Source organism: Dokdonella sp. (assembly GCF_019634815.1).
Taxonomy (GTDB): Bacteria; Pseudomonadota; Gammaproteobacteria; order Xanthomonadales; family Rhodanobacteraceae; genus Dokdonella_A.
Genome location: NZ_JAHCAP010000001.1, coordinates 204,232 through 219,059, shown reverse-complemented (window position 1 = coordinate 219,059; position 14,828 = coordinate 204,232). Strand labels below are relative to the sequence as shown.

Sequence of the window (14,828 nt, the reverse complement as noted above, 5' to 3'; positions counted from 1 at the left end):
GAACGCTTGTACCGGCAGGCTTGACTCACTCTCGCACAGATCCGAGCATCGCGTGCGGAAGATCACGAAGCGGACGGAACGCCGATGAAGACCGTGTGCAACATTCTCGGATTGGTGGCGTTTCTGCCGCTGCTGCTGGCCTCGGCGATGAGTTTTGCGGCGCCCGGTTCCGGCGAGCATTGGGCGCATTGGTTCTTCGTCGGCACCGCGGTCGCGATCGGTCCGGCGAGCCTGATCGGCCTCCTGGTCAAGCGCGTCGATTGGCTGGGCCTGGCGTCGATCGCATTGTTCGCACTCGCCAGCCTGCTGCTCGTCGTGTTCTGTGCAGGTGCCTTCAGTTGTCGCAGCGGTTTGCTGTCCTGATCCTGCGTTGGCGGCGGTTCGCGCGTGACTCAGCGCAGCGCAACCGCAAACAACAAGCCGAGCCAGAGCGCGAAGCCGACCCAGTTGTTGTTGCGGAATGCGGCAAAACACTGCTCGCGCCCGCGTTCGCGCAGCAACCATTGCTGATAGGCAAACAAGCCAGCCGCGCCGGCCACGCCGATGAACCAGGGCCAGTGCAACCCCGCGCGCGTGCCGGCGAGCGTCATCGCCAGCACGAAAGTTGCCATGAGCACACCGAGGATCGCGCGGTCGGCTTCGCCGAACAGGATCGCGGTCGACTTCGCGCCCACGCGCAGATCCTCGTCGCGATCGACCATCGCGTACTGGGTGTCGTAGATCACCGAGTAGAGGATGTTGGCGAGAAACAGCAGCCAGCACAGCGCAGGCAGACTGTTGCCGACTGCGGCAAAGGCCATCGGAATCGACCAGCCGAAGGCGGCGCCGAGCACGACCTGCGCGAGGTGTGTGACCCGCTTGGTGAATGGATAGATTGCGGCAAGTGCGGCGCCGACGAAGGCGAGCTTGATCGTGAGCGCATTGGTGAACAGCACCAGCACGAAGGCAAAGACGAGCAGGCCCGCGAACAGCGCGAGCGCTTCCTTCTTGCCGACGCGACCTGCGGCCATCGGTCGCGCCGCGGTACGCGCGACATGCGCGTCGAGCCAGTCGTGGTCGGCATAGTCGTTGATCACGCAGCCGGCGCTGCGCATCACGAATACGCCGAGCGTGAAGATCAGCAGCAGGCCCGGCGGCGGAAAATCCTTCGCCGCAAACCACAGCGCCCACCAGGTCGGCCACAGCAGCAGCAGCGCACCGATCGGGCGATCCAGCCGCATCAGCACGAGGTAATTGCGCACACGATCGCGCTGCGACGGCGGCAGGTACGAGCACAGCCATTCGATGATCCGCGTCGAGCGCGGCGTGGCATCGGCCGGATGCGCCTGATTGCGTGCGCGTTGCGGCGTGGCGGGTGCTGGTGTGCTGTTGCGCGCGAACGAGGGCACGAAGTCGGGTTCGGCCGGTTTCTCGCGAGCGGCCGAGCCTGGCGTGGTCGCGACCGACGGCGCGGTGGGCGCAGGTGGCGCAGCAGGTGTCGGCGTGCGTGGCTGCAGCGGTGACGTGGCGCTTGTCGTCACGGCAGCGGCAGGCGGTGAAGACCTTGCAGCAGATGCAGGCGCGGAGCTTGCCGGCGTCGGCGCGCGCGCCGCGGGGCTTGCATGGAGCGGAGCTTGTGCAGGACGCGGCGCAGCCGGTTTCTGATTCGGATTCGGAGCCGCAGTCGCAGTCGGTGACGGTTGTGCTGCAAGTGTTGGCGCGGGACTCGCCGGCGTCGCAGTGGGGGGCGGTGGCGGTGCCGACGCGCGCGCCACGGGATTTGCGCGGGGCGGAGTCTGCGCATGACTCGGCCTCACCGCGGCCGGAATCGAGGGCGGGGAAGCTTTTGCAGCGGGCGCAAGCGCCGCGTCCGCTGGCGTGCTGGCGGTGGAAGTCGAAGCGGGTGCGGGTGCTGCTTCGACGCTGCGCGACGCGGAGGCGATCGCGGGCGCCGGCCCGATGCCCGGCAACTCGGGCGCATCATCCTTGCGCCGTCTGGTCGCGCGCGGTTTGGCTGCGCCATCGCTCGCACTGGCCGCGGCGCGCTTGCGTGGTGCGCGCGGGGTCGGCGATGCCTCGCCCTCGGCAGCACCGGCCGCCGCTGCCGATTTGCGCGGCGCGGTGCGCGCGCGCGGCGTGTCGCCTTCGCCAGCGGGTTTGCTGCTGCGGCGCCGGGGCGGCGGTGCGGGCGTGCCTTCGTCGTGCATGGTTGAAGTGTAGCGGGCGGGCGATCGACTATGCTCGTGGTTCGAGCCTGTCCGAATCCGGAGTTGCCGATGAGCGTTCTGCCCTCACGCTATATCCCGTTTGCCGCCTGCATTGCGGTGTGCGTGCTCGCGCTTGCCTGCTGGCGTCAGGGACTGGCCATGCAGGTGCTCGGGCTGGTGTCCGCAGCCCTGGTGCTGGTGGGGGTGGTTGATCTCGCCCAGAAGCGTTCGACCCTGCGTCGCAATTTTCCGCTCAGCTGCCACATCCGCTTCCTGTTCGAGTATTTCCGCCCGATGTTGCGCCAGTACATCGTCGAGGCCGACAACGAGGAGGTGCCGTTTTCGCAGGCCCAGCGTGCGGTGGTCTACCAGCGCGCCAAGGCCGTGTCGGACGTGCGACCGTTCGGCAGCGAACTGGACATGTACGCCGAGCGCTACGAATGGCTCAACCATTCGATTGCGCCGAGCACGATCGACAATCCCGATTTCCGCATTGCAATCGGCGGCGCGCAATGCCGCAAGCCGTATTCGGCGAGCGTGTTCAACATATCGGCGATGAGCTTCGGCGCCTTGTCGCCGAACGCGATCCGCGCGCTCAACGAGGGTGCGCGCCGAGGCGGCTTCTATCACGACACCGGGGAAGGCTCGTTGTCGAGCTACCACCGCGAGAACGGCGGTGACATCGTCTGGGAGCTCGGGTCGGGCTATTTCGGCGCCTGCGAACGCGCCGGCGTGTTCAGCGAGGCGAAGTTCATCGAGCGCGCCGTGCTCGAGCAGGTCAAGATGATCGAGATCAAACTCTCGCAAGGCGCCAAGCCCGGCCACGGTGGCGTGCTGCCGGCGGCCAAGGTCAATGCTGAAATCGCCGCCGCGCGCGGCGTGCCGATGGGCGAGGATTGCATCTCGCCGTCGAGTCATTCCGCCTTCGACACGCCCGAGGGCCTGTTGCGCTTCGTCGACCGCCTGCGCGAACTTTCGGGCGGCAAGCCGACCGGCTTCAAGCTCGCGGTCGGCCATCCCTGGGAGTGGTTCGGCATCGCCAAGGCGATGAGCAGCACCGGAATCCTGCCCGATTTCATCGTCGTCGATGGCGGCGAGGGTGGCACGGGTGCGGCGCCGATGGAGTTTGTCGATCATGTCGGCGGCCCCTTGCGCGAAGGTCTCATGCTCGTCCACAACACCCTGGTCGGCTTGAATCTGCGCGAGCAGATCCGCGTCGGTGCGGCGGGCAAGATCATTACCGCCAACGACCTCGCGCGCACGCTCGCAATCGGTGCCGACTGGTGCAATGCCGCGCGCGGCTTCATGTTTGCGCTCGGCTGCATCCAGGCCAAGGCCTGCCACACCAACCGCTGCCCGACCGGCATCACCACCCAGGACGAAGGTCGCTGGAAAAAGCTCGACGTGCCCGACAAGGCCACGCGCGTGGCGAACTTCCAGCGCAACACCGTGCATGCCTTGCGGGACTTGTTGCAGGCGGCCGGCCTGTCGCACCCGAGTGAGCTGGGTCCCGAACACGTGATGCGCCGCGTTTCCCCGCACGAAATACGTTCGATCGCCACGCTGTATCGCTTCCTCGAACCGGGCGAGTTGCTCGGCGAGCGCTTGCCCGAGCATGCGGTGTTCCAGCGCTTCTGGGCGCAGGCACGTGCCGACAGCTTCGCGCCGCCGGCTGCCTTCGTGCGAGCGCGCTCCAGCAAGGTGGTGTGATGCGCGCGAGCCTGATCCGACGTCAAGCCCTGCACAGGAGTTCCGCACCGTGATCGATCTTTATTATTGGCCCACGCCCAATGGCCACAAGATCACCCTGTTTCTCGAAGAGGCCGCGCTCGACTACGAGCTGCATCCGATCGACATCGGCAAGGGTGCACAGTTCACGCCGGAGTTCCTCGCAATCTCGCCCAACAACAAGATTCCGGCAATCATCGATCACGCGCCGGCCGATGGGGGCGAGCCGATCAGCGTGTTCGAATCCGGCGCGATCCTGCTGTATCTGGCCCACAAGACGCGGCAGTTCCTGCCAGCCGACGTGCGCGCACACGCGCGCGTCAACGAATGGTTGTTCTGGCAGGTTGGCGGGCTCGGTCCGATGACCGGGCAATACGGACATTTCAATGTCTATGCGCCCGAAACAATCCCCTATGCGATCGAACGCTACACGCGCGAGGTGCAGCGTTTGCTCGGCGTGCTCGACAAGCAGTTGAACGGTCGCGCCTTCATCACGGGCGATGACTACACCATCGCCGACATGGCCTGCTATCCGTGGATCAACCCCTACACCAGGGCGCCGCTCGATCTCGAGCCCTTCGCCAACCTGCGCCGCTGGCACGCCTCGATCGCCGCGCGGCCGGCCACGCAGCGCGCCTATGCGCGGGCGGCGACGGTCAATCCGCAGGCCGGCCAGCCGCTGAGCGATGCGGAGAAGAAGATCCTGTTCGGACAGGGGCCGCGCTGAGATCGCGGCCGGGTTTGGCCGCCGCGCGCGCAGCCTGGCCGGCTAGCTGTGCAAACGCCCGCGCCTGCACCGACCACGGCAACCGTGCGCAGGCGCGCGCTTCGTCAGCCGCGCCCGGATCCGGCCGGCGCCGGCGAACCCGCCTCACTTCACCAGCACGCCGGCCTTCATCACATGCTGGACGTTTTCCAGCAGGCGCACATCCCTGGTCGCGTCGCCATCGATCGCGATCATGTCGGCGTAGTGGCCGGGGCTGAGCGCGCCGACGTCCGCGGAAGCGCGCAGGAGCTGCGCGGCGTTGATTGTCGCCGACTGGATCGCCTGCATCGGCGTCATGCCGTACTTGACCATGTAGGCGAACTGGCGCGCATTCCAGCCATAGGGGTACACGCCGGCGTCGGTGCCGTAGCTGAGCTTGACGCCGGCCTTGAGCGCCTTGCTGAAACCATCGCGCTGGAGCTGGGTGACTTCGCGGTTCTTGCGCAGGTAGCCGGCATCCCAACCCTGGCGCGTACCCGATTCCTCGATGTAGTCACCATCGTAGATGTCCATGTCCAGCCACACGCCCTTGGCCTTGGCCAGGGCGATGCCTTCATCGTCGATCAGCGAGGCATGCTCGATCGAACGCGCGCCGGCGCGTATCGCGCTCTTGATGCCTGCCGCGCCATGCGCATGGGCGATGCAGTAGCTGCCGTGCAGCGCGGCCTCGTCGCAGGCGGCCTTCATCTCCTCGAACGAGAGCTCGGGCTGGCCCGGCTCGGTGCCGACGGTGAGCACCGCGCCGGTGGCGATCATCTTGATGAAGTCGGCGCCGTTCTGGAACAGGTAGCGCGTCTTCTCGCGCGCCTCCTCGGCGCTGCGCACGACGCCTGCTTCCATCGACGCGGGCACCTGCACGTCCGGCGCGAAGCCGGATACCGTGCCGCCGCCACCGGGCGTGGTGATATAGGCGCCGGCGACAAACATGCGTGGTCCCTCGACCTGCCCGGCGGCGATCGCATCACGCAGCGCGACGTCGGTGAACGCGCGATAGGTGCCCGCGTCGCGCACCGTCGTGAATCCCGCCAGCAGGGTGAGGCGCGCGTTGGCGGCGCCCTTGAGTGCGAGTGCCGCCTGGGAATGCAGCAAGGGTTCGGCCACGTTCGAGGTCGTGCCGTAGTCGGCCAGGTGGGTGTGCATGTCGATCAGGCCCGGCAACACCTGCTTGTCCGACCAGTCCAGCAGTGGCCCATCCGTCGGTGCGTGGGTGAACGGCGCCACCGCACTGACGCGTCCATCGACGATCGTGATCAACTGGTCCTTGAGCACGCGGCCATGCTCGGTGTCCACCAGCGTACCCGCGCGCACGTGGCTGGTCGCGGCGCCCGCCGCGCAGGGCAGGATCGCCACGCATGCGCCCAGCGCCAGTCGTGTCGGCACGGCGCACCATCCCGCGCGCGCCAGCCGCGACCCTGTCGCGTGCAACGGGAGCGGGGCGCAGGCATGGGCGGATGACTTCATGGTGTGACCTTCAGGCAGTGGCGTGCGGGCGATGGTCGCGGGGCACTTCAGGTGTCCCGTTCAATCGCGCATCAGGGTCGACTTGCCAAACAGGCTTTCAACCAGATCGACCGCGAGAATGGCCGTCCGGTTGCGAGTGTCCAGCGCGGGATTGAGTTCGACGATGTCGAGTGAACCGAGGCGTCCGCAGTCGGCAATCATTTCCATGCACAGTTGCGCTTCGCGATAGGTCGGGCCGCCGGGCACGGTCGTACCCACGCCCGGCGCGATCGAGGGGTCGAGGAAGTCGACATCGAAACTCACGTGCAGGTGACTGTTGTCGCCGAGGCCGCGCAATGCTTCTTCCATCACCCGGCGCATGCCGACCTCGTCGATGTAGCGCATGTCGTAAATGTCCAGGCCGACATCATGCACGAGCCGCTTCTCGTCGAGGTCCACCGAGCGGATGCCGATCTGGCGGATCTGGCCGGGCTCGAGCTGGGGTGCGTCGCCGCCCAGCTCGGTGAGCGCATTCGGTCCGAATCCGCACAGGCAGGCCACCGGCATGCCGTGGATGTTGCCCGAAGGCGTGATCGAGGCGGTGTTGAAATCGGCGTGCGCATCGAGCCAGAGCACGGTCAGGCGCTTGCCCTGACTGCGGCAATGCCGGGCCACGGCGCTGATCGAACCGATCGCCAGGCAATGGTCGCCACCGAGCATGATCGGCAGGCGCTTGGCTGCAAGTTCCTTGCTGACCGCTTCCATCACTGCCTGATTCCATGCCACCACTTGCGCGAGATGGCGATAGCCGTCGCTGGGCGGCTGCCAGGGGTTGATCGGACCGGTGACATTGCCGCGGTCGATCACATCATGGCCGCGTGCGGCCAGCGCGCTGCCGAGGCCGGCGACGCGCAGCGCCTCCGGACCCATAGAGGCACCGCGATCGGCGGCGCCAATGTCGGTGGGTGCGCCGATCAGGGAAATCGCGGGTTTGCTGTGCATGCTGAGTGATCCGTGAGCCGCGCAGTGCCGCGCGGGAGACACGCATTCTCGGTGAATCGGCCAATTCCGTCACCTGATCGGCTTGGCCGGGATGGCAACGCAGGCTCGTTTCCTGCGGCCGGCGGACAAATCAGCGCTGGCTTCGCGCCGAATCGATCGCAGCAAACAAGGTGGCCACTTCGTGCGCAAGATGGCGGCCGTCGGGATGGGCCGCGTTGGCAAGCAGGTTGCTCGCGATACGGTCGACATTGCGTGCCTGCAGGCCCAATTCATCGAAGCCGTAGGAGCCGGCCGATCCGGCCAGGCGATGGGCGAGTGCGGCCAGCTCACGCAAGCCTGCGTCCCGGTCACCGTCTGGGCGACAGCCTCGCCACGCCGATTCCAGCGCTGCGCGCTTGTCGCCGAGTGAGGCGATGTAGCGACGACACAGGGCTTCGATCTGCGGGTCGTTGCCGGTCAAGGTTCGATTCCACACCATCAGCATGGCGCCAATATAGCCCCGAAAATGCGCAAGAACGCCGCTGTTTCCGCGGCGTGACAAAGTTTGACGAGACTGCGCAAGACCATGAATTTTCGTGTCCGCAGGGCAACTGCATGCGGCGCGTGCGCAGGCTGCGCGTATGATCGGCCGCAAACCTCCGACAACTGCCTCGCTGCGGCACGCAAGGCCGTCGAGCGCCTGTCGCGCATGCCCTTGGGGCGTGGTTGCCCACCCGATTCGAACGAGGAAACCCGAAATGAGCGACTTCACCAATCAAATCCTCAGCCAGCTCGACCCGTCCAGCGTGCAGAAGATTGCCAGCCAGCTCGGCATCGACCCCGGACAGGCGCAATCGGCGATTGCACAGGCCTTGCCGGTGGTGGTCGGCGGCCTTGCCCGCAATGCGTCGAGTGATGCCGGCGCCAATGCGCTCAGCAATGCGCTTGGCGCGCACACCGGCAATGATTTGGGCGCGATACTCGGCAACGTGCTCGGCGGCGGCGGTCAGGGTGATGCGATCCTTGGCCATATTTTCGGCAAGCGTCAGGAGCAGGCGGCGCAACAGGTCGGCCAAGCCAGCGGCATCGGCGGCGCCAATGCCGGCGCCTTGATGGCGATGCTTGCGCCGCTGGTGATGGGCGCGCTGGGCCGTGCGCAGCAGCAGCAGGGCCTGGATGCCGGCGGCCTCGGCGGCATGCTCGGTCGCGAATTGCAGGGCTTGGGCCAGGGTCAGCATGGCGGCCTGCTCGGTTCGGTGCTCGACCAGGATGGCGACGGCAGTTTCGGCCTGTCCGACGTGTTCAAGCTCGGTTCGCAGTTTCTCGGCAGCCGCGGCCGCACTTGACCACTTTCAAGTGAAACTGCGGTAGGCCTCGACCGTTGCATCGACGCAGGCCGACCAGGTGAAGCCGCTGGCATGGGCGATCCCGCGCGGGATCGCCTGCGCGCGCCACCCGTCATCCTCGAGCAGGCGTCGCAAACCATCGCGCAAGGCCCCCTCGTCGGTGGCCTCGATGCACAGCGCGATCTCCCCGGCCGTGTCGCGTGCGATCTCGGCGAGCGATGAGCCGCTCGAGGTCAGACTCGGCACGCCGCTGGCGAAGGCTTCGAGCACGGGCAGGCCGAAACCTTCGTAGAGCGAGGGGAAGGCGAACGCATATGCGCCCGCGTACAGCGCCGGCAGGTCGGTCTCATCGACATAGCCAAGCCGCCGCACCTGCCCGCAGGCTTCCAGCGGCGCGATCTCGCGTTCCAGATCGGCATTGAGCCAGCCGCGTCCCCCCGCGATCACGAGGCGATGCCGCGCACGCAGCGCGGCCGGCAACGCGGCATGGGCGCGCAGCAGGCGCACCAGATTCTTGCGTGGCTCCTGTGTGGCCACGGTGAGCAGATAGGCCTCGTCGGCGAGGCCGTAGCGTGACAGCACCGGCAACAACGCCGCGCGCGGCTGTGCCCGGAAGCGCCCATCCACGCCCAGCGGCACCACGCGCAGTTTCTGCCGCGGCAGCGCGAGCTTGCCCACGATCTCGTCGGCAATGAATTGCGAATCGGTGAGCACGCAGGCCGCTTGCTCGAGCGTGCGCGGCAGGTGGCGTTCGAGAAAGCGCACGCGCTCGCGCGGATGTGCCTGCGGAAAGTTCAGCCACGACAGGTCGTGGATCGTGGTGAACGCAGGCCCGTCGAAGGGCATCAGCACATAATTGGGCGTGTGCAGCAGATAGCCGTGGAGTGTGCGCGTGTGCAGGCGGAACAGCCCCGAGCGCAGCAGCGAATACAGTTCCAGCGCAGCGGCCTTGAACGGCACATGGCGCCGCACCGCCGCGATCGTGCGATTGGCGCTCAATGCATGCGCGGGATCATCGACCCACTGATAGGCCGAGTACAGGCGCAGGTCCTCGATCGCCTGGTGCCGCGCGAGACCGCGTGCGAGTTCGAGCGCGTAGCGCCCGATCCCGGTCAGTGGCGCGGTGATCGCATCGACGTTGAAGACGACTTTCATGCACTGCCGGCATCGAGCCGGGCGAGATCGGCTTCGACCATCGTGCGTGCGAGCGCGGCGAGATCGAGTGAGGGCGTGAAACCAAGCGCGGCGCGTGCCTTGGCCGCGTTGCCGACCAGCAGCGGTGCATCGAAGGGGCGCAACAGGCTGCCGTCGATGCGCACGCGAATCACGCCGCTGGCGCGATCGACGCCGACTTCCTCGACGCCGCGGCCCCGCCAGTCGAGCGCGCAGCCGACCGCGGCGAATGCCGCGCCGGCGAACTCGCGGATGCTCGCGGCATGGCCGGTGGCGAGCACGTAGTCGTCGGCCGACTCACGCTGCGCCATCGCCGCCATCGCGGCGACGAAATCGGATGCATAACCGAAATCGCGTTTCGCATCGAGGTTGCCGAGCACGATCCCGGACTCGAGTCCGCGCGCGATGCGGGCGACGCCGAGCGTGATCTTGCGCGTCACGAAGGCTTCGTCACGCAAGCTCGATTCGTGGTTGAACAGGATCGCGCTGGACGCGTGCAGGCCGTAACTCGCGCGCCAGGCGGCGACACTGGCGTGGGCGAGCAGTTTGGAGACGCCATAGGGCGAGCGCGCGGCCAGCGGCGTGCCTTCATCCTGCGGTGCCTGCGCCGGCGCGCCGAAGATCTCGGCGCTCGCGGCGAGCACCAGACGCGTCTGCGGCGCGTGCAGGCGCAGCGCTTCGAGCAGGTGGACCGTGCTGCGGCCATTGGCCGCGAGGCTGCCGAGCGGATCGCGGAAGGACTCTGCCACGCGCGACTGGCCGGCAAGATGGAACACCGCATCGAATGCGCCCGCGCCGATCAGCTCCGCACAGGCGCCGCCATCGGTGGGATCGAGCGCAACGATGCGCAAGCGCGAATCATCGGCGATGCACAGTTCGCGCAGGCGCCAGTCATCGAGCGTGCGGCCGGGGCGCTGAGTGCCGGTCACGGCGACGCCGCGCGCAAGCAGGTGCGCGGCGAGCAGGGCGCCATCCTGTCCGCTGATGCCGGTGACGAGGGCGTGACGCAGGGACCAGCTCATAAGCTCTCCTGGAAACTGCGCGTCGATGCAATGCCGGCGGCGAGGGCTTCCCGCGCGCTTGCGGCAAAGGGCTGCGCAACCACAAGCACGGGAATGTCGAGCAGACGGGCGAGAATCTCGGCAACGCTGTCACCGGCGCGGGCAACCAGCAAGGCCTCGAACGCGAACACCTGCAGCCAGTCCCACAGCGCGCGGTAGGACGGCTCGGGATCGTGCGCCTGCCAGGTATTGGCCGCGATGACTTCGCCGTCGACCAGCAATTCGTTCTCGGTGTCGTTGGCGACCAGATTCCAGACCTGTGCATCGCTCCAGCGCGGCGCGCCGGCACCGACCCAAAGCAGACGGGGTCGCGGTGAGCCGGAATCCGTCGCCGCCGCAAATGCGCGTCGCACGCGCCAATCGAGCACGCGGCGCGCGAACGAGCGCAGGCTGCGGCCGACCTCGGCCTCGTAATCGGGCCAGCGCTCGCGCAGCACCGCCATGCCGGCGGCGCCGAGCGTGGCACGACGCTGCGCACCGAAGCTGGCGCTGCGCGCGTGGCCGACGTAGACGTTGCCTGCAATCAGATGGACCAGTCCCGCCTGCGCCGCACGTTGGCAGAGATCGTTTTCCTCGCCGTAGCCTTGCGGGAAGGCGACTTCGTCGAGTGCGCCGACCGCGTCGATCACGCCGCGACGGATGTACATGCAAAAACCGTTGCCGGTCGGCAATTGCGGATAGGCAAGGCCCGCCTGTTGCCACAGCGCGCGTGCACGGGCTTCGAGCGACCAAGCTGCGGGCCCGGGATTTTCCTGTTCGAGCTCGGGCACCGAGAAAGCACCGGCGTTATCCGACACCGCAGTCGCGGTGGCCACGCGCGACTCGACCAGCGCGGCGCGGCGCAGACCTTGCAGCCAGTTCGGCCCGACTTCGGTATCTGCGTTGAGCAGCACGACATCGTCGGTGCCGGCTGCGGCGATGCCGCGATTGGCGGTCGCGGTGAAGCCGCGGTTGTGATCGTTGCGCAGCACGCGCACGCCGGGAATGCGGCCGAAACGAGCGAGCAGCGGCGCGATCTGCGCGTCACTGCTGGCATCGTCGATGAGGATCAGGCGCGCCTTGCCGGTGGTGTGCGCGATCACGCTGGCGAGGCAACGCGCGACGAGGTCGGGCGCATTGAAAACCGGTACCACGATGCTCACGGTGGGTGCGGCGACATCGGTGCCAAAGGACACCGGGCGCGCACCCCCGGCGACGCGGCGCAAGGCGCGTGTGCGTGGCGGCGCGGTGGCGAACCCGGCCTGTCCGGGCAGCAGGTATGCAGGCATGTTCGACAGCGCGGCGCCATCGCGCCCGCTGCGAGGCAAGACGCTCAGACCTTCCTTGCCATTGGGCGCGAACGCGAACTCGACGCGCGCCGAGCCATCGGCGGCGCAGCTCACGGTATCGAAGTGACTGCCATCGAGTTCGATCGCAAGGTGAGGCGTGCCCGGCTCGGCCTGCAGGTTCAGGCAACTACCATCCCAACGCGCGTCCTGCAGCGGTGCGATCCACTGCGGCCGTGGCCGCCGGCGCAGGAAACCGAACATCAGGCCGCTCCGCGCAGCGCTTGCGCGTCGTAGTGCGTGAGGATGCTGCGGTCGTCGATGGCGGCCTGCAAGGCGAGCTGTGCAGACGTCATCGCGACGAGTGGCGTGTTCGATGTTCGCGCCGGTGCATCGACCCAGTCGAGCACCTGCGCATCGCCGGGCCAGCTCAAGCCCTCGATACCTTGCGCACACAATTGCTCGAACAATTCGCGCGCGATGGCAATTGGCTGCGCACACAGCGTGTCGTAATCGACCAGCACGCGCGGCCAGCCGGCGCTGGCGGCAAACGCTTCGCGCGTGTAGCGCTCCCACAGCGCGAGCGCCTGCGCGGGGTGCATGCGGTCGCGCGCGCTCAGCGATGCGGCAACCTTGTGCGGATCGCGCGTCACATGCACGAACAGCGGTCGCGTGAGCAAGGGCAACAGTTCGCGTGCAAGCAGGCACAGGCGCGGCTCCTTGAACAGCCACGGCCGCTGCGCATCGAATTCGTCGATCAGCGCGCCGACTGTATGGCGGAAGCGATCGACCGCGGCGGTTGGCGCCTCGGCAGGGGGATTGCGCCAGTCGCCGCCCGCATCGCCCAGCCGGCGCAGGCAGGCGCCATGCAGTCGGCCCGATTCGTAATGGCCTTTCGGATTGTCCGGGCCGATGAGCAGATCGCGCTGCGGGCCGACATGTGCGCCCATGCGTGCGATCAGGCCGGCGACACAGGACGTGCCCGAGCGGTGCATGCCGAGCACGACAAGCTGGCCGCTGGGTGGGCGTTGCAGATCGAGCGGGCGATGCGGCGTGGGCGCAGGCGGCGCCGGTGGCAAGGCCGCCAGTTCCTCGATGCGCCGGACCAGTTGGTCGGCGCTCGCCTCGATGGAATGCGCGCGCGCAAAGGCCTTCGCCGCGGCTTCGATTTCGGCCGTCTCGCGCGTGCGTCGCTGCGCCGCGCGCATGGCCTCGACCAAGGCCTCGAAATCGACCTCGGCCCAATCGCAGCCGCTGCGCGCATCGCGGCAAGGCCTGGTTGGCAGGGCCGAACCCTGTCGGCGTGCGAGTTCGCCATTGCTGCCGAAATCACCGGCAATCAGTTGCACCGCGCAGGCAAGGGCATCGGCGGCCAGTGGATCGTAACCAGCGCCCCGCCGCGCACTCAGATACACGTCGACGCTGCGCAGCAGTTGCGCACGCTGATGCCAGGGCCAGATCCAGTTGCCGCGCACGCGGATGCGTGGATCGCCCGCACACTGGCGTTCGAGCCGCTGCGCGAGTGCCTGCGCGCCGGGCATCGGGCGCACCAGCAACAGCAGCAGCACTAGCGCATCACGGGCAAAGGCGGCGCAGAAAGCGCCGAGCACTCGTTCGGGCGCATCGCGCTCTTCGTCTTCGATCACGCACAGGAACACGCAGCGCCCGTGCGGATCGCGCAAGCCGGGCACCGCGGGATGGCAGTAATCGGCATCGACGCCCAGTGGCAGGATCTCGATCGGCGTACGCACCCCGGCACGAAGGAAGACTTCGCGCTGAAAGGCGTCGGGCACGAACAGATGGTCGAGTGCGTTGGCATTGGGCACCCAGGATGCAGGCAACTGCGACCATTCGCTCCAACTCAGCGCCAGGCGCCGACGCGCCCGCGCCTGCGGGAAGCAGTCACCATCGGCGCACACCAGGGCAGCGTCGGCGGGTGTCGGCCAGTGCCGGCGCGTGGCGATCGCAAGACGATGGTCCTGCTGGTCGGCGACTTCGGCGTCAACCGCGGCGAAACTCATTCGCAGACCGCGCGCATCAAGCCGGCGCACCAGCAGGCGCGCCAGATGCGCATGCGCGAACGGCGCGCGGGTCGAGCCCTGCCACAGCACTTCGCCGCGGTGGATTGCGCGCAGCGGTTCCTGCCAGCGCGCCGCAAAGGTCGCGCGACTGGCCGCCCAGAGTCTTTGGCGGAAGCCGCCATCATCCCGGGTCGAACCATGCTGATCGTGCCGCACCGTGACCGCACCGGCGCTGACGGTGGCGATGCCGGCCGCTGCCGCGCGCAGGCAGTAGTCGGTATCCTCGAAATAGCTGTGGAACGCCTCGTCGAGCAAGCCGATGCGTTGCAGGCAATCGCGGCGCAGATAGGCCAGCGCGAAAGCCACTTGCTGCACGCGCCGCGCCGTCACGTACTGCGCGACATCGCGTTCCATGCTGCCCGATTCGGTCTGCTGGCCCCAAAGCTCCTCGCCTTCGATGAAGCCGCCGGCGTGATAGAGCACGAGTTTTTCCTGCGGGCCGCGCTGGCGGCAGCCGACGATGCCGATGTCGGGCGCGGCGTAGGCAGCATCGCGCAGTCGCTCGAGCCAGTCGGGTTGGTTGAACACGAGGTCGTTGTTGAGCAGCACCACATCGTCATCGGCATCGGCGGCGGCGATGCCGGCGTTCATGCCGCGCACGAAACCCAGATTCACGGGCAGGCTCACGATGCGTACGCGTTCGGCGTAGGCGGCGAGCTCGCGCGGTGTCTCGTCGATGCTGCCATTGTCGACCACGATCACCCGTGCGGCGAACGGTCGCGTCGCGAGCAGCGAATCCAGGCAGCGGCGCGTGGTGGGCCACTGGTTCCAGGCGAGCACGATGAGCGCCGCGCCGCGCAT

At 67.7% G+C, this 14,828-nt stretch carries 13 protein-coding genes; 5 read left to right on the top strand and 8 right to left on the bottom strand.

Annotated features, from left to right (window positions below; genetic code table 11):
- Positions 1-84: 84 nt before the first annotated feature.
- The gene (locus KF759_RS00900; RefSeq protein WP_291222319.1) at positions 85-363 is read left to right on the top strand and encodes a hypothetical protein; all 279 of its coding nucleotides are present in this window, start codon (positions 85-87) and stop codon (positions 361-363) included.
- A gap of 29 nt (positions 364-392) precedes the next feature.
- Here KF759_RS00900 and ubiA read toward each other — a convergent pair whose 3' ends face one another.
- A complete protein-coding gene (gene ubiA, locus KF759_RS00895) occupies positions 393-1,520 on the bottom strand; it encodes a 4-hydroxybenzoate octaprenyltransferase (RefSeq protein ID WP_345777413.1) in 1,128 nt (375 codons plus the stop codon).
- A gap of 346 nt (positions 1,521-1,866) precedes the next feature.
- On the opposite strand from ubiA, the gene KF759_RS00890 reads away from it, so the two are divergent.
- From KF759_RS00890 to KF759_RS00880, 3 genes are all read left to right on the top strand, one after another.
- The gene (locus KF759_RS00890; RefSeq protein ID WP_291222318.1) at positions 1,867-2,199 is read left to right on the top strand and encodes a hypothetical protein; all 333 of its coding nucleotides are present in this window, start codon (positions 1,867-1,869) and stop codon (positions 2,197-2,199) included.
- Between the two features lie 146 nt (positions 2,200-2,345).
- Positions 2,346-3,896 (top strand): FMN-binding glutamate synthase family protein, encoded by a 1,551-nt coding sequence (locus tag KF759_RS00885; RefSeq protein ID WP_291222487.1) that lies wholly within the window; start codon positions 2,346-2,348, stop codon positions 3,894-3,896.
- Between the two features lie 49 nt (positions 3,897-3,945).
- Positions 3,946-4,641, top strand: a complete 696-nt coding sequence (locus KF759_RS00880; RefSeq protein WP_291222316.1) for a glutathione binding-like protein — start codon at positions 3,946-3,948, stop codon at positions 4,639-4,641.
- A 144-nt stretch (positions 4,642-4,785) separates the two neighbouring features.
- Here KF759_RS00880 and KF759_RS00875 read toward each other — a convergent pair whose 3' ends face one another.
- The 3 genes from KF759_RS00875 to KF759_RS00865 all read right to left on the bottom strand — a co-directional run bounded on the left by KF759_RS00875 (position 4,786) and on the right by KF759_RS00865 (position 7,606).
- Positions 4,786-6,060 carry an amidohydrolase family protein gene (locus KF759_RS00875; protein ID WP_291222314.1) on the bottom strand — a complete coding sequence of 425 codons (1,275 nt, stop codon included), beginning with the start codon at positions 6,058-6,060 and terminating at the stop codon, positions 4,786-4,788.
- Between the two features lie 141 nt (positions 6,061-6,201).
- On the bottom strand, positions 6,202-7,122 hold the full coding sequence (rocF, locus tag KF759_RS00870) for an arginase (protein ID WP_291222312.1): 921 nt from the start codon (positions 7,120-7,122) through the stop codon (positions 6,202-6,204).
- A 130-nt stretch (positions 7,123-7,252) separates the two neighbouring features.
- Positions 7,253-7,606 carry an Hpt domain-containing protein gene (locus KF759_RS00865; RefSeq protein WP_291222310.1) on the bottom strand — a complete coding sequence of 118 codons (354 nt, stop codon included), beginning with the start codon at positions 7,604-7,606 and terminating at the stop codon, positions 7,253-7,255.
- Between the two features lie 253 nt (positions 7,607-7,859).
- On the opposite strand from KF759_RS00865, the gene KF759_RS00860 reads away from it, so the two are divergent.
- Positions 7,860-8,447 (top strand): DUF937 domain-containing protein, encoded by a 588-nt coding sequence (locus tag KF759_RS00860; protein ID WP_291222308.1) that lies wholly within the window; start codon positions 7,860-7,862, stop codon positions 8,445-8,447.
- A gap of 6 nt (positions 8,448-8,453) precedes the next feature.
- Here the strand turns inward: KF759_RS00860 and KF759_RS00855 are convergent, their stop codons facing one another.
- From KF759_RS00855 to KF759_RS00840, 4 genes are read right to left on the bottom strand one after another with little or no spacing between them, the layout of a single operon-like run.
- Entirely contained in the window at positions 8,454-9,602 is a 1,149-nt protein-coding gene (locus KF759_RS00855; RefSeq protein WP_291222306.1) for a glycosyltransferase family 1 protein, read from the bottom strand.
- Positions 9,599-10,642, bottom strand: a complete 1,044-nt coding sequence (locus KF759_RS00850; RefSeq protein WP_291222304.1) for a GDP-mannose 4,6-dehydratase — start codon at positions 10,640-10,642, stop codon at positions 9,599-9,601. The genes KF759_RS00855 and KF759_RS00850 overlap by 4 nt, the downstream gene beginning before the upstream one ends.
- Complete coding sequence (locus KF759_RS00845) at positions 10,639-12,210, bottom strand: glycosyltransferase (protein WP_291222302.1); 1,572 nt, start codon at positions 12,208-12,210, stop codon at positions 10,639-10,641. Before KF759_RS00845 ends, KF759_RS00850 begins: the two co-directional genes overlap by 4 nt.
- A complete protein-coding gene (locus tag KF759_RS00840) occupies positions 12,210-14,828 on the bottom strand; it encodes a glycosyltransferase (protein WP_291222301.1) in 2,619 nt (872 codons plus the stop codon). Before KF759_RS00840 ends, KF759_RS00845 begins: the two co-directional genes overlap by 1 nt.

Coding starts and splice junctions, on each gene's coding strand:
- KF759_RS00900 (WP_291222319.1), top strand. CDS start 85: ATGAAGACCGTGTGCAACATTCTCGGATTGGTGGCGTTTCTGCCGCTG.
- KF759_RS00885 (WP_291222487.1), top strand. CDS start 2,346: ATGCAGGTGCTCGGGCTGGTGTCCGCAGCCCTGGTGCTGGTGGGGGTG.
- rocF (WP_291222312.1), bottom strand. CDS start 7,122: ATGCACAGCAAACCCGCGATTTCCCTGATCGGCGCACCCACCGACATT.
- KF759_RS00865 (WP_291222310.1), bottom strand. CDS start 7,606: ATGCTGATGGTGTGGAATCGAACCTTGACCGGCAACGACCCGCAGATC.
- KF759_RS00860 (WP_291222308.1), top strand. CDS start 7,860: ATGAGCGACTTCACCAATCAAATCCTCAGCCAGCTCGACCCGTCCAGC.
- KF759_RS00855 (WP_291222306.1), bottom strand. CDS start 9,602: ATGAAAGTCGTCTTCAACGTCGATGCGATCACCGCGCCACTGACCGGG.
- KF759_RS00850 (WP_291222304.1), bottom strand. CDS start 10,642: ATGAGCTGGTCCCTGCGTCACGCCCTCGTCACCGGCATCAGCGGACAG.
- KF759_RS00845 (WP_291222302.1), bottom strand. CDS start 12,210: ATGTTCGGTTTCCTGCGCCGGCGGCCACGGCCGCAGTGGATCGCACCG.
- KF759_RS00840 (WP_291222301.1), bottom strand. CDS start 14,828: ATGCGCGGCGCGGCGCTCATCGTGCTCGCCTGGAACCAGTGGCCCACC.